Here is a 13,122-nt window from a genome sequence, read left to right as displayed (position 1 = left end):
AGAGTGTAAAAATTTAGCTCGACCCGATGCACAAAAGCACGACCCACTAGATCGTTAATTAGCCTATTGATAGATTACGCAATTCCCAGGCTTGTTCTAGTAATTTAGACCAATGCTTTCTAATTTGGGTCAAACTCAATCCCAGGGCCTGGGAAATATCAGCATCGGACAATCCCTGCTGCTTCAGCTGCAGGAGCTTGGTCTGACTTTGATCCATTTTTTCCTGGAGATGATCCCATTGCTGGGGCGTCAGACCTAAGTTTTTATCGAGTTCAATGCCCAGCCATTCGTGCACCAGCTCCCAATGATGGGTGAGGGCAAACCGCAATAGGTGGTATTTGAACCGCTGCTGTAGATAATCGCGCTGGCGGGATGTTAGGCCGAGCAGTTCCTCAATTTCGCTGGCGGGTAAATCCATCAGCCGCAAACTAAAGTAGTCGGCACAGTCCGCCTGCTTTTTGTCTTTTAGATAGGACATTAATTCATCCACCACCCGCTCCCGCAGGCTATCTTCCGGTGGCGTATCCGACTGGAGCAAAATTTCTTCGCGCAGTCGTTGCACCGGAGCATTTTTCCAGGCCTGATCGTTATCGTTGGCCGCTTCGGTGGCTTGCTCAATGTCTACGGTGGTTTCGGGGGGCTGCTGCTTCGAAAAGGTTTGGGCCCGCAAAATAATTAGCTGCTGACTGCGCCCCCGCCGCAGGGGTATGCGTCGCTTACCGTAGCGCTCGGTAAAGGCCATGTATTCGGCGAGTTCGAGCGAGGTGCGTGGCTGGAAATTGGTCGCCATCTGATTTTCTCGGCGGAAGGCGTTGATCGCCTCGCTGTAGAAATTTTGCAGAAAGTCCTCAATTAGGGAAAGACGTGCCTGATAGCTAGTCTGGGCGTGGGGAACTGAAATATAGCGATAGATTATGGCACTAAGGGTACTATGCAGCTCGATTCGGCCCCGTTCGGAGCTAAGTTTGTAATAGCGAATGCATTGATCAACTCGATGATTAGCGAGGTTAAATGCCCAACTTTCTACATCGCCAGAGTCTTGAATACGTTGGCTTTCTTTGCAAATACGAAGTGATTCGCTACAAATGCGATCGGCAACGGACTGACAGCTTCTCTCTGAGGTCCTGGTCGCCTGCTGTAGTAACTGCAATACTTCTTTATTTAGTGCCTCTACCAGTGTGGTCGATGTTTCCTCGAGCATTAGCAGCGTTGTCATTAGAGCTTGCGAGTCCCAGGCAATACCTCACCCGAGCATAGACAGTTTTCCGCACGTTCTAACAAAAGTCAGCAATTTTCACGAAACTATCAAAAAAGTCGGATGGATATCGAAAAACAAATCGAAATTTTGATTGAAGAAGCTCCGGATCAGACAACTGGCGAAGCAATTTCCCTGGTTGCTCCGCTTTTAAAGGAAATCGCGGGGCAGCTTCCAGCTCAAATCTATTATGTGGTTCAATCCTTGGGCCAGGGATGGGTGATGACCACCCTACGCGGTCGTCAGGATCCTAAATCGACTAAGACGGTCATTTATGCCTATCCATCCCTGGAAGCGGCTTCCATGGGTGTGGCCGACAATCCACAGATGATGGCCCTACCCCACCCCAGCACCCACCTTTTATTTCAGTTGCTGTCGATGAAACAGGTGGACAGTCTGATTTTTATGCAAACCAAAGGGAAAGGCCAAGGCATCGAAGTGCCAAGAACGATGTTGGAACAGGTGATGCGATCGCAGCTCAAGCAACTGAAGGAAGACGGAGAAACCCCTCCCACAGAGATTGCCTAGCCTTTTGCCTAGCCTGGGCACCACCACTAGCCACAGGCTTCCTGGGTGACCTGGTGGCGATACTCAAACATATCCCGCAACCGCTGGAGCACAAACCAGCCGATCATCGGTTCACTGGCCCACTCCAGCGGCAGCGTAAAGGTAATGTCATCGGTCAGCCGCATGTGGTCGCCCTCTGGCTCAAAGCGGTGTCGGTGGGTCCAGGCGTCTAGGGGGCCACTTTCTTGGATATCGGTAAACAGTCGATTGGGTTCATACTCGTCGGTGTGGCGGGCAATCCAGGTGATGGGCACGGGACCGAGCCACAGTCGAAATTCGCTAAGCGCCCCTGGGCCCAGCCCCCCTTCGCGGCGCACCGCTTCCACCGGCTGCCAGGGGGGCGTCAGCAGCTTAAGAATATCGGGCCGTTCATGGAAACGCCAAACCACGTCAGGCGATGTGGCAATCAGGCTAGTGTATTGAAAGCTAGTCATAGTATGGGGAAAATCTAACCTAGGGTTTGGTTTGCGGCTTTGGTAGAAAACAAATTGACCCCACCAAAAATAAAAGGCCTTCAGCCAGATGGATCAACGCCACCGGCGAAAAGCTATTGATAATTTCACCAATGGCCTCCAGGGCAAATAAACTGGAGCCGAAAATAAACAACCAGCTGCCTAGGGCAAGGGAATTTTTCATTTACAACAAGCGCGGGGAGTCTAAAACAAGAAGTATCGCTGGGCCATGGGGAGCTCTTCTGCCGGTTCACAGGTGAGCAGTTGGCCATCGGCCCGCACTTCGTAGGTTTCAGGATCCACGTCCATCTTGGGCTGGTAGTCATTGAGCTTCATGTCGGCCTTGCTCAGGTTGCGGCAACCGCTGACGGCAACCACTTTTGTTTGTAAGCCAATTTGGCTGGCGATGTCGGCCTCTGCCGCCGCCTGGGAAATAAACGTCAGGGACGTGCTGCCAATGGCACCGCCATAACTGCCAAACATGGGGCGCATGTGGATCGGCTGGGGGGTGGGAATGCTGGCGTTGGGGTCCCCCATCTGGGCCCAGGCAATGGCCCCCCCCTTAATCACAATCTCGGGTTTCACCCCAAAGAAGGCGGGCTTCCACAGACAAATATCCGCCAGCTTGCCTTCTTCTAAGGAACCCACCTCGTGGGCAATGCCGTGGGTGATGGCTGGGTTGATGGTGTACTTGGCCACGTAGCGCTTGGCCCGATGGTTGTCGTTGCGGTCAGAATCTTCTGCCAGGGCACCGCGCTGCACTTTCATTTTGTGGGCCGTCTGCCAGGTGCGGATAACCACTTCACCCACCCGACCCATGGCCTGGGAGTCGGAGGCAATCATGCTAAAGGCCCCCAGGTCGTGGAGGATATCTTCCGCAGCAATGGTTTCTCGACGGATGCGGGATTCGGCAAAGGCCACATCCTCAGGGATGCTGGGGCTGAGGTGGTGACACACCATCAGCATGTCTAGGTGCTCGTCTAGGGTGTTGCGGGTGTAGGGTCGGGTGGGGTTGGTGGACGAGGGCAGCACATTGGCTTCACCACACACTTTGATGATGTCCGGCGCGTGGCCGCCGCCCGCCCCTTCGGTGTGATAGGTGTGAATCACCCTATTTTTGAACGCGGCGATGGTGTTTTCGACAAAACCGGCTTCGTTGAGGGTGTCGGTGTGGATCGCCACCTGCACATCAAAGGTGTCGGCCACCCCCAGGCACGTGTCAATGGAACCGGGGGTGGTGCCCCAATCTTCGTGGAGTTTCAGCCCCATGGCCCCCGCTTGCACCTGCTCCACTAGACCGGCGGGCTGGGCGCTGTTGCCTTTGCCCATGAACCCTAGATTCATGGGGAATGCGTCCGCCGCCTGCAACATGCGATAGATATGCCAAGCGCCAGGGGTACAGGTGGTGGCATTGGTGCCGGTGGCAGGCCCGGTGCCGCCGCCAATCATGGTGGTGACGCCGCTTGCGATCGCAGTTTCAATTTGCTGCGGGCAAATAAAGTGAATGTGGGAATCGATGCCGCCAGCGGTGACAATCATCCCCTCCCCTGCGATGGCTTCGGTGGCGGGGCCAATAATAATATCCACATTGTCTTGAATGTAGGGATTGCCCGCCTTACCGATCTTGGCGATGCGACCATCTTTGATGCCAATATCAGCTTTGACAATGCCCCACCAATCGAGAATCAGGGCATTGGTAATCACCGTATCCACCGCACCATCGGCACGGGTAATGGGGGACTGCCCCATGCCGTCACGGATCACCTTACCGCCGCCAAATTTCACCTCATCACCATAGGTGGTGAAATCTTGCTCCACTTCGATAATTAAGGCGGTATCCGCTAGCCGAACCCGGTCTCCTACGGTGGGGCCATAGGTTTCAGCATAGGCGCGGCGATCCATGCGATAGCTCATCGGAGTGTCCTAGGGGTAGACGGTAAAAAGTAAAGCCATTGGATAGCTTACGGCACACCCGGAAACCCGACGAGTATATGACGAACATTTTAAAGAATTGAAGTGGATGGGCCACCAGTCAGCCTGGGGGAGCGGCCCCCTTAGCTAACCCGCACAATTTTCACGACTAGGTAGCATCAGCACTTCACCATCCTTATCTTTCCACTGCAGCCAGCCTTCTTCTTCACTAGCCCCTGCCAAGGGCTCACACCCATTGGTGGGACGGGTCACCCGTACCCGAATCCAGTTATCTTGTACCTCTAGGGGCTCAATCAGGCTGTTGCTGCTAACCAGGCTGAGGACGTTGCGGCCACGCTCGGGCTGCGATCTCAATACTTGGGCGTCAGAGGCATCCCGCAGGGCAAGATTTTCCGCATCCTCCAACCCTTCTTGCCAAGAATAAAACGCCAGTTCCAGGCCCCGATCATCAAATTGATCGCGATGGACCCAGGCACTACCGCCATCGGTATACTGCATCTGCATCCAACCATCGTCGCGCACCTGCAAAATGGGAAACGCCAAGCGTTCCGACTCCACACTCACCATGGTGAAACTAGCATCGCGGCCAATGGCAAATGCCTGCTGACCATTGGGAATTAACCACCCCTGCCAGATCCAGCCCCAGTGGTTACCGCCGGGCTCAGTATATAAAGGCAGTTCCACCGCCGATAGCCAACTGGCTTGTAAATCAACCGACCGTTTTGGCGCCAAATAGCCAACGCCCAACGGCATATCTGTCGTGGCCAAATCCACAATGCCATCCAAACTAGGACTAATTGCCTCGGGTAAGGCCACAGATTCTACCCCTTCGCCAGCGGGCGTTTGTTGCCCCCATGCCGGCACATTACCCAACAGCAATGCCCCCTGAAGGCAAGCGATGGCAGCAAAATGGTGTGGTCGTAGCATAGTGAATGTCAGTTAATCTCAAAAAGCGTATACATGGGCTCGATTACCCGAGCTAAAGCGGGCTAGCTATCCCAAGAGACAGCATAGAGTCACGATCAATAACTACCAGGCAACATTTCCTGATTCAGGTTATTAATCCTCCTATCAGGCATACTCAATCTTTCGTAGCTTTGTCACCCGATGAGGTGCTGATTTTTCAAGCGACTCAAACCAGGCCTAGTCAAAAAGCCGTAGAGCCCTTTGAAATCTAACAATATTTTTAACTCGAAACAAGGTTCAAACAGCGCCTTCGACCCGTTGGTTAAACCCATATACACGACGCGCCCCAGCCAAGGCCACCAAGGTCACAGAGCGCTCATCCCCCGGTTCAAATCGAACGGCTGTGCCGGCCGGAATATCTAAACGCATGCCTTTGGCTTGGTCGCGCTCAAATTGCAGGGCATCATTCACTTCATAGAAATGAAAATGAGACCCCACCTGAATAGGACGATCGCCGCTATTAGCAACGGCTAACGTGACGGTTTCGCGACCGGCATTCAGTTCAATATCACCAGCAGCGGGCAAAAGTTCTCCGGGTACCACACCATGGGCCATTATCGTAATCCTCCAAGCTGACTAATTAAATCTTGTTGCATTTGATCCAACTGCTTTTTCACCGTCTCCAGGGCTGCAGTTAGCTCCTGACCAGGGGCTGCGGCCTTGCGGCTTAGCTCCGTCAGCCCCATGTAGTGAGCTGTTTTCAGCGCTAGCTCCTCAGGTACCTTAAAGTCTGGCAGCACGCCACTACCCTCCCAGTTTTCTCCGGTCTCGGGGTTCAGCACCTGCCCCGTCGGCAAAAACATCCAAAAATGATCGTGTAGGCGCTGCCCCGAGCCAGGGTTGGCTTTGCCAGCGGTGGTTTCACCAATCAAAGTGGCCCGCTTCAGCTGTTTTAAGGTGTAGGCAAACTCTTCGGCGGCGGTAGCGGTTTCAGCACCGATTAATAGATAAATGGAGCGATCCAAATATCGAGGACCGCCCACATAGGCAGAGGTCCAACTTTGTTGAATGCGCTGATCTGCGGGCCAGCTCACATCGCTCAGGTGCACCGCTGGATAGGCGGGCAGCAAATAGCTACATAGCAAGGCGACCATGGCCGGGGAACCTCCTCGGTTGTAGCGCAGGTCAATAATCAGCCCCTCGGTGTAGGCCAAACAGGTCATGGCCGCCGCCAGGGTTTCCCCGGCAAACTCGGGGGGCTCAAACCCATAGAGTTGCAAAAACCCTACATTGCCCGCTAGCCGCTCGACTCGGTTAATGTCGAAGTTGCGCCGCTGGCTCTGTTGCTGCTGGTAGGCCAGTTCTTCGGCGGTGGGTGGCGTTTCGGCACTGAGGTTGGGTAAGGGCACCGGACTAAAGTGCACCCGTAGGCTGCGATCGCCCGTTAACGTCTGCAGCTGGGTGGTTAGGGTTTCAGCAAACTGATGCCCACTGATAATGTCGCCATAGCCCCCTTGGTCTAACCGCTGGCGAATATCGGCTTGGACCTTCGCCGCCGCATCTGGAAAGGCATAGCGATCCAGGGCATTGACAATGGCCCCTAACACGTCGCTGCGCTCCTCTTGATTCAGGTCAATATCCTGAAAAGACGCTTCCACATCACCATTTACAGACCTGTCAGACTCAACCATAGATATGCCTATCAAGGGACACTACGTGGGGTGCCCCTACAAAAATCATTGAATTGGATTATGTACGGTTACTAGCTTAGTACCATCCGGGAATGTCGCTTCAACCTGAACCTCGTGGATCATCTCAGCAATGCCGTCCATGACATCATCGCGGGTGAGTAAGGTGGTGCCATAGGTCATCAGTTCAGCGACGGTGCGACCATCCCTAGCCCCTTCTAAAATCGCGGCTGAAATATAGGCGACAGATTCTGGATGGTTTAGCTTTAGACCTCGGTCTTTGCGACGCTCAGCAACGAGGGCGGCCGTAAAAATAAGCAGCTTGTCTTTTTCTTGGGGAGTGAGTTGCATAGGATGTGCAAAAGAGTAATGACCACAAGGCCACAGCTAGCAGCCATGACTCAGGACCTATTAAACCAATATATTGTCAGGTCCACAGACGGCTAAATCTTATTTCAATAAACGGTTATTCCGGTGGTGATTTTCCCAACGCCAGCAACCCCGAACGGTGGGCAAGCCTACACCCCCCATACCCGAGGCACATAGCTGGCTTGGTTCAGCACGTGGGTCCGTAACCACTGCCAGGTTTGAATAAAGTATTGGCGGGCCATTTGGCTAGAGGCGCCACGATAGCGGACAACTAACCCATGCTCTAGCCGGGTGAGGCCTCTATCGCCAGCATGGGTTCCACCGTCTAGATTTCTGAGGGCCAGGATGTGGTCTGGCGCGATCGCACAGCCCAGCAACAAAAACGTCCCCACCACCGGATAGCCCGCCAATCCATTTTGGCTGGTGAGCGCCTCGGAGCCCCCCCCTAGCTGCTGGCGATCGATCCATAGGGGCCGCCCCCGCTGCCAAACTTCCGTGGCCGAGCGCCATTGGCCCGACTGCAGCGTTTCCCCCCGCGCACTGCGGCCAAAACGCGTAATATCCCAACCTAGCCATACGCCGCCGGGGGCCAAATCCACCCGTAGCGACTGGCGAAACCGACCACCATTAAACAAAATCAGCTCCTGGGGCAGCCACTCCATATAGGCCCCATCGGCCACCGTCAGCCGAATCGTCTGCTGCGCCCAGTCCCCCGTACTGCGATAGACCTTATGGGCCGCCGCCGTGGTCACCAAAGCTTGGGTCTTGGGCTCAGCCGCAATCGCCATTTCCAGCTGGTCGCCAGCCACCATGCCCCCCGCCGTGTGCACCACCACACTTTGGCAGTTGCCGGGGGCCGCCGCCGGATAAAACGGACGCTGAATCCGCAATGGCGAGGTGGTGTAGCTTGCTGTTGGCAATGTTTTACCATCCACCCTGGCAAAACAAAGATCCAGGGTCCCTCGCCAACCCTGGTTGGCCGAGAGATCTTTTTGGGGTAAAACCGAATTTGTTGTTGTCATTAATTCTTAGCAGGCTGCGGGTCTCTTATAGGGGCGGTGCGTGCCATACCCCTTAGGGTGTGTTATGCGATCAACATCTACGATTGACAAAATTTTTCAACACAACGCACAAAAATCTCCACCCCTGTCCCCAAAACTGTTTCATCAAAATCAAACCGGGGATGGTGGTGGGGATAGGCCAGATTTAGGTCAGGGTTTGCAGACCCTAAAAAGAAATAACAACCTGGCTTCTCCTGCAAAAAGAAAGACATATCTTCCCCCCCCATGGTCTGACATTCTGGGACCACCCCTGCCGGGGTCTCGATCACTCTGCTAGCGACAGATTTGACTAATTCAGCCATGGTGGCATCGTTAATCACAGGTGGATATAACCGATGGTAGTCAAACTGATATTTGGCACCATGGGCCTGACAAACTCCGGCAATAATGGCCTCCATCCGCTCTGGGAGAAAGTCTCGATACTCAGGATTAAAGTAACGCACAGTGCCGCTGAGTCGAGCATTGTTAGCAATTACATTAACGGCGGTGCCGGCCTGAAATTCACCGATGGTGACAACAGCCGAGTCAATGGGGCTAATGTTACGGGCCACAATTGTTTGTAATGCGGTCACGACCTGGGCGCCGACCACAATGGAGTCAACTGTCTGATGGGGTAACGCTCCATGGCCTCCCCGACCTTGAATGGTGCAATGAAAAAATTCGGTCGCCGCCATCAGTGCCCCACTGCGAACTCCCACCGTCCCCAGGGGCATATTATTCCAAATATGCAAACCAATAATGGCATCTACTTCAGGCTGACTGAGCACCCCCGCTTCAATCATCGGTTTTGCACCGCCGGGGCCTTCTTCTGCGGGTTGAAAGATAATTTTTACGGTACCGGCAAAGGTATCCCGATGTTGAGACAAATAGTAGGCGGTGCCCAGGGCGATGGTGACGTGGCCATCGTGGCCACAGGCATGCATTTTGCCATCGTGGAGCGAACGGTAGGGCACCTGGTTTAGTTCTTGGATGGGCAAAGCGTCCATGTCGGCCCGAATGGCCAGCACCGGACCGGGCGCAGCCCCTGGAATAATTGCGACGATGCCGGTTTTAGCAATGCCCGTTTGGTGTTCGATGCCCCACTGGGTCAGCTTTTGCGCAATAAAGTCAGCGGTGATGTTTTCTTCGAAGCCCAGCTCCGGTCGTTGGTGCAGGTGTCGTCGCCATTCGACTAACTGGGATTGCAGCGTTTGAATCTGCGATCGCACCTGGGGAAAATCTTTGGAAATGGTTGTATTGGGAGGCAGTGTAGAAACCATAGGACCGTAGCAGACACAGCTACAGTTAAGTATATGGTTACCAACTTAAGCCGGGACATTTTGGCGACTTCAGAATTCAGAATTCAAAAGTCGGAAAGATAAGACAAAATACTCCGAACTCCGAACTCCAAACTCCGACTTCCAAACCCCTCAGGCCACCCAAAATGCCTGGGGCATAATGGCTTCCAACGAGAGCTGACGGGCCGCAGCACTGAGCTGGGCCAGATCTGTCGGATCTGAGAAATGGGGCAGCACCCCGAGTACGGGCACCCGAGTCAGGTTACTAATCATGTCCGGTGGGGTTAGCTGCTCTACCCGTTCGCTCGCCTCTGGTGTCGTACAGTTCAGCACGATCCCCTGGAGCCGCAATCGATGTTGGCGGGCCAGGGCAGCATTGGCCACAGCCGCTGCGATCGCCCCCAGCTTCACCGGCACCACCAGCACCACCGGCAACCGCCAATCCGAGGCAACATCAGCCACCGTCATTTCATCGGTGACCGGCGAGCCCAGGCCCCCCAGCCCTTCCACCAGCACCCAGTCACACTGCTGTCGCAATGCACCATAGCGTTGCCAAGCAGGGGCCAAATCCACCGTGGTATTTTCCATCGCCGCCGCCACGGGCGGAGCCAACGGGGCTTGGTAGAAAACGGGGTTGAGCTCCTCTAACGACTGCTCTAGCTGAAATACCCGCTGGTAGAGCTCGCGATCGCCCTCCCCCGACTGCACGGGCTTAAGTACCTCCAGCCGACGAGAGCCACAGTATTTTTGCCAGTAGGCCATTAGCGCACAGGTTAATACGGTTTTGCCACACGCCGTATCCGTTGCCGCAATCAATAATCCACTCACACGCATCCCTCCGTTACTCAACCATCTCAATATTGATGCCGACAATGGCCTGGCAGGTGGGCAATGCCCACCCTCCATACTGGAACCACCCTACGACGGGGCCGACCAGCCTACGGGTTTTCGGTGCCGCCACCAACAATTTGAATATCTAAGGTAAATTCTGACGGACTGGCGGACCGCACATCAATTTGATAGCTCCCCCCCAGCTGTAGGTAACTATTCCAATACAGCACCCCTTCAGCATCCGCTATCGGTTCACCACCTGGGAATAACACATCAAATGTGACAGGCCCACTCGCCTGAACAACTTTCACCGTCATAATTTGGCCCTGCTGGGCATTCAACACATAGCGCTGCACCCGGCCCGGCCCCACTGAACTAGACCGGAGCGTTCCCGTTTGGCCTTCAGGAAACTGGATCTGCTGAGTCAGAATTTGTTCCTGAACTTCTGCGGGTTCTTCCACCGGGTCAGTGTCTGGGCTCGGCTCCTCAGGGTCCCCCTCCCCAGGCTCGGTCTCGGCTTCCCCAGGCAAAAGATCCTCGGGGGCCTCAGTCCCAGGCAGTTCGGCTTCATCGGGTTCCTCTGCTTCCGCCGCCGCCAAGCCTAGGGACAGCTTATAGGAACCTTGTTCCGTTCCACGGGTGGTCAAAATTTGCACCGTATAGCGACCATCGTCTGGCAGCTCGCCTTGCCAATCCGAGACTCGCCGTCCCCTCCGCAGCTCTTTCCCCTCCGCATCTAGCACCGATAAGACCACACCGTCGCCGTCTAAGCTTGTCAGCAAGGTTTGCCCCGCCTTGGCCTCAAATCGATAGCTAACCGTATCGCCCTGTTTAATACCCCCTTCAACAGTTTTTTGATCCCCCGCCGCCAAGCCCAGGTCAGAAGCATAGTTGGTGGGCGTCTCAGGATCTAGGGGTTTAACCTCGGGAGTCTCTTCCGGTCGAGGGGTGTCTAATTCTTCTGGAGACGGTAGGGGCTGAATCCTCTCGCTTTGATCTGGAGGCTCTGGCTGCAGCACATAGTTAACGGTGGCCCAACCGCCAAACCCCGCCAGGCTGATGGCACCTGCGAACATGGCCGTCAGCACTAAAGGGTTATCCATCCCCCCTGATCTGGGCTGGGATGTAACCACCTTGGTTCTAGGGGTGCGCGTCGATGCCGGTTGGGCCCCTGATGTACCCAGTTGAGTACTCCCCGTACTGGCCATGGGGCTACCCACCGCCACCGTACGCATTTGAGAGACCGCTGGCGGCGGTGGCTTCGCAACGGATCTAGCAGGGGGCGGTGCGCCAGGAGCGGCAGGGGCGGCAGGAACACCAGGGGCGGCAGCAGGGGCAGCCCCCTGCTGCAGAGCGCGGCTAATTTCACTCACTGATTGATAGCGATCGCTAGGCCGATAGCTCAGCGCCTGATCTAAAACAGAGGCAAAAGCGTCACTGACCTGGGCAAAGGGTCGCCAGTTCCAACTCAAGTTAGCATCATCAAACAAAGCCTGGGGTTCCTTCCCCGTCAGCAATACAATCACCGTCACCGCCAGGGCATAGAGATCGCTACTGGGGTAGGCCCGTCCTGACTGTAGCTGCTCACTAGGGGCATATCCTGCCTTACCCACCGTTGTTGCCTGCACGGATGTCGCATCCGTCTGGAGCCGCGTCACCACCTCTTTGACCACACCAAAGTCAATCAGCACAGGCTTTTGGTCACTGCGACGCAAAATAATATTGTCTGGGCTAATATCTCGATGAATAATGCCCTTGGCATGGATGTGGGCCAAAACAGGCAGCAGTTGCCCCAAAAACGCCCGAATCTCAGTTTCTGAGAAGGCCTGCCCCGGACGCTGCTGCAAAATATCTCGATAGGTTAGCCCTTCGATATGGTCTTGGACTAAAAATAATCGCTGATCTTGCTCAAAGGTGGCTCGGAATTTGGGAATCTGGGGATGGCTAATCTGGTAAAGAATTTCGGCTTCCCGCTGAAACAACTGAGCCGCTTTACTAGAGAAGCGATCGCTACCCGCTGCGGGCATAAATTCCTTAATCACGCACTCTTCTTCAAAACGGCCTTGATCCTTAGCCAGGTAGGTACGGCCAAAACCACCTTGCCCCAATAGTCGGACAACGCGGTATCGATTTTGCAACAGAGTACCGACAGCAAGGGCAGACTGCATAGCAACCATCCAAACAATGCAACAAATAAGGCAAAGGTCTGGCACGCTTAGGACAAAGACCCAGCGCCTACGCTTAAGACAAAGACCCAGCGCCTACGCTTAGGACAAAGACCCAGCGCCTACGCTTAGGACAAAGATCCAGCGCCTACGCTTAGGGCAAAGATCTAGCGCCTAGGCTCCAGACAAGCTATACCACTCTAACCCAATGATCCAAGTATGATGTGTCGCTTCAAAGTACGTTAAGAGCTGTCAAGAAACTACTTCACGGTTTAATCCGAAAAGGCTTATTAAGCCATGATTTCCAGGAACAAAACCATGATTTTTTAACAAGCCCTTAATGAATGAATAATCAATGGGCAGGATAATGGCCCAGGTTGATGTCCTCATAATGAGGACATCAACCTGGGGTCCACCATGGCCCCATTTCCATAGATCGGTAAAACCCTTTCATAAAAAGGAATCCATGGAATCTAACCACGCTTAGCAACACCTTTGATAAATTCGAGTTAGACCAAGGGAAATTATATTCAAATTACTTGCTGAGAGGGACTTTACGGTTAGCAGCGCACCATTTCGGGAAAGATGGAGTCATCAGAACCCGATTTTTCGCAGTAAT

General features: G+C 54.3%; 13 protein-coding genes. 1 reads left to right on the top strand and 12 read right to left on the bottom strand.

Going from position 1 to position 13,122, the window contains the following annotated elements; all coding sequences use genetic code 11:
* Positions 1 to 58: 58 nt before the first annotated feature.
* Positions 59 to 1,216, bottom strand: a complete 1,158-nt coding sequence (gene hetZ / locus IXB28_RS03755) for a heterocyst differentiation protein HetZ (protein ID WP_215617206.1) — start codon at positions 1,214 to 1,216, stop codon at positions 59 to 61.
* A 102-nt stretch (positions 1,217 to 1,318) separates the two neighbouring features.
* On the opposite strand from hetZ, the gene IXB28_RS03750 reads away from it, so the two are divergent.
* The gene (locus IXB28_RS03750; RefSeq protein ID WP_215617205.1) at positions 1,319 to 1,783 is read left to right on the top strand and encodes a hypothetical protein; all 465 of its coding nucleotides are present in this window, start codon (positions 1,319 to 1,321) and stop codon (positions 1,781 to 1,783) included.
* A gap of 26 nt (positions 1,784 to 1,809) precedes the next feature.
* Here IXB28_RS03750 and IXB28_RS03745 read toward each other — a convergent pair whose 3' ends face one another.
* The 11 genes from IXB28_RS03745 to IXB28_RS03695 all read right to left on the bottom strand — a co-directional run bounded on the left by IXB28_RS03745 (position 1,810) and on the right by IXB28_RS03695 (position 12,506).
* Positions 1,810 to 2,256 carry an SRPBCC family protein gene (locus tag IXB28_RS03745; RefSeq protein ID WP_215617204.1) on the bottom strand — a complete coding sequence of 149 codons (447 nt, stop codon included), beginning with the start codon at positions 2,254 to 2,256 and terminating at the stop codon, positions 1,810 to 1,812.
* Positions 2,257 to 2,275: 19 nt separating this feature from the next.
* On the bottom strand, positions 2,276 to 2,458 hold the full coding sequence (locus IXB28_RS03740) for a hypothetical protein (protein WP_215617203.1): 183 nt from the start codon (positions 2,456 to 2,458) through the stop codon (positions 2,276 to 2,278).
* A gap of 20 nt (positions 2,459 to 2,478) precedes the next feature.
* Entirely contained in the window at positions 2,479 to 4,188 is a 1,710-nt protein-coding gene (gene ureC, locus IXB28_RS03735; protein ID WP_215617202.1) for an urease subunit alpha, read from the bottom strand.
* Positions 4,189 to 4,332: 144 nt separating this feature from the next.
* Complete coding sequence (locus IXB28_RS03730; RefSeq protein ID WP_215617201.1) at positions 4,333 to 5,133, bottom strand: SH3 domain-containing protein; 801 nt, start codon at positions 5,131 to 5,133, stop codon at positions 4,333 to 4,335.
* A gap of 276 nt (positions 5,134 to 5,409) precedes the next feature.
* Positions 5,410 to 5,715 (bottom strand): urease subunit beta, encoded by a 306-nt coding sequence (locus IXB28_RS03725; protein ID WP_215617904.1) that lies wholly within the window; start codon positions 5,713 to 5,715, stop codon positions 5,410 to 5,412.
* 11 nt (positions 5,716 to 5,726) lie between these two features.
* Positions 5,727 to 6,803, bottom strand: coding sequence for a S41 family peptidase (locus IXB28_RS03720; RefSeq protein ID WP_215617200.1), 1,077 nt, complete (start codon positions 6,801 to 6,803; stop codon positions 5,727 to 5,729).
* A 45-nt stretch (positions 6,804 to 6,848) separates the two neighbouring features.
* On the bottom strand, positions 6,849 to 7,151 hold the full coding sequence (gene ureA, locus IXB28_RS03715; RefSeq protein WP_215617199.1) for an urease subunit gamma: 303 nt from the start codon (positions 7,149 to 7,151) through the stop codon (positions 6,849 to 6,851).
* Positions 7,152 to 7,318: 167 nt separating this feature from the next.
* On the bottom strand, positions 7,319 to 8,191 hold the full coding sequence (locus tag IXB28_RS03710) for an urease accessory protein UreD (protein ID WP_215617198.1): 873 nt from the start codon (positions 8,189 to 8,191) through the stop codon (positions 7,319 to 7,321).
* Between the two features lie 77 nt (positions 8,192 to 8,268).
* Positions 8,269 to 9,489 (bottom strand): M20 metallopeptidase family protein, encoded by a 1,221-nt coding sequence (locus IXB28_RS03705; protein WP_215617197.1) that lies wholly within the window; start codon positions 9,487 to 9,489, stop codon positions 8,269 to 8,271.
* A gap of 150 nt (positions 9,490 to 9,639) precedes the next feature.
* Positions 9,640 to 10,335 (bottom strand): dethiobiotin synthase, encoded by a 696-nt coding sequence (bioD, locus tag IXB28_RS03700; RefSeq protein WP_215617196.1) that lies wholly within the window; start codon positions 10,333 to 10,335, stop codon positions 9,640 to 9,642.
* Positions 10,336 to 10,445: 110 nt separating this feature from the next.
* Positions 10,446 to 12,506, bottom strand: coding sequence for a serine/threonine-protein kinase (locus IXB28_RS03695; RefSeq protein WP_215617195.1), 2,061 nt, complete (start codon positions 12,504 to 12,506; stop codon positions 10,446 to 10,448).
* Positions 12,507 to 13,122 lie beyond the last annotated feature (616 nt).

It is taken from the genome of Leptothoe kymatousa TAU-MAC 1615, assembly GCF_018739865.1.
Lineage (GTDB): Bacteria > Cyanobacteriota > Cyanobacteriia > Phormidesmidales > Phormidesmidaceae > Leptothoe > Leptothoe kymatousa.
The sequence above is the reverse complement of the archived record's forward strand: the minus strand, read 5'-3'. Positions and strand labels throughout refer to the sequence as shown.

Coding starts and splice junctions, on each gene's coding strand:
- IXB28_RS03710 (WP_215617198.1), bottom strand. CDS start 8,191: ATGACAACAACAAATTCGGTTTTACCCCAAAAAGATCTCTCGGCCAAC.
- IXB28_RS03720 (WP_215617200.1), bottom strand. CDS start 6,803: ATGGTTGAGTCTGACAGGTCTGTAAATGGTGATGTGGAAGCGTCTTTT.
- IXB28_RS03745 (WP_215617204.1), bottom strand. CDS start 2,256: ATGACTAGCTTTCAATACACTAGCCTGATTGCCACATCGCCTGACGTG.
- IXB28_RS03740 (WP_215617203.1), bottom strand. CDS start 2,458: ATGAAAAATTCCCTTGCCCTAGGCAGCTGGTTGTTTATTTTCGGCTCC.
- ureA (WP_215617199.1), bottom strand. CDS start 7,151: ATGCAACTCACTCCCCAAGAAAAAGACAAGCTGCTTATTTTTACGGCC.
- ureC (WP_215617202.1), bottom strand. CDS start 4,188: ATGAGCTATCGCATGGATCGCCGCGCCTATGCTGAAACCTATGGCCCC.
- IXB28_RS03705 (WP_215617197.1), bottom strand. CDS start 9,489: ATGGTTTCTACACTGCCTCCCAATACAACCATTTCCAAAGATTTTCCC.
- hetZ (WP_215617206.1), bottom strand. CDS start 1,216: ATGACAACGCTGCTAATGCTCGAGGAAACATCGACCACACTGGTAGAG.
- IXB28_RS03750 (WP_215617205.1), top strand. CDS start 1,319: ATGGATATCGAAAAACAAATCGAAATTTTGATTGAAGAAGCTCCGGAT.
- IXB28_RS03730 (WP_215617201.1), bottom strand. CDS start 5,133: ATGCTACGACCACACCATTTTGCTGCCATCGCTTGCCTTCAGGGGGCA.
- IXB28_RS03695 (WP_215617195.1), bottom strand. CDS start 12,506: ATGCAGTCTGCCCTTGCTGTCGGTACTCTGTTGCAAAATCGATACCGC.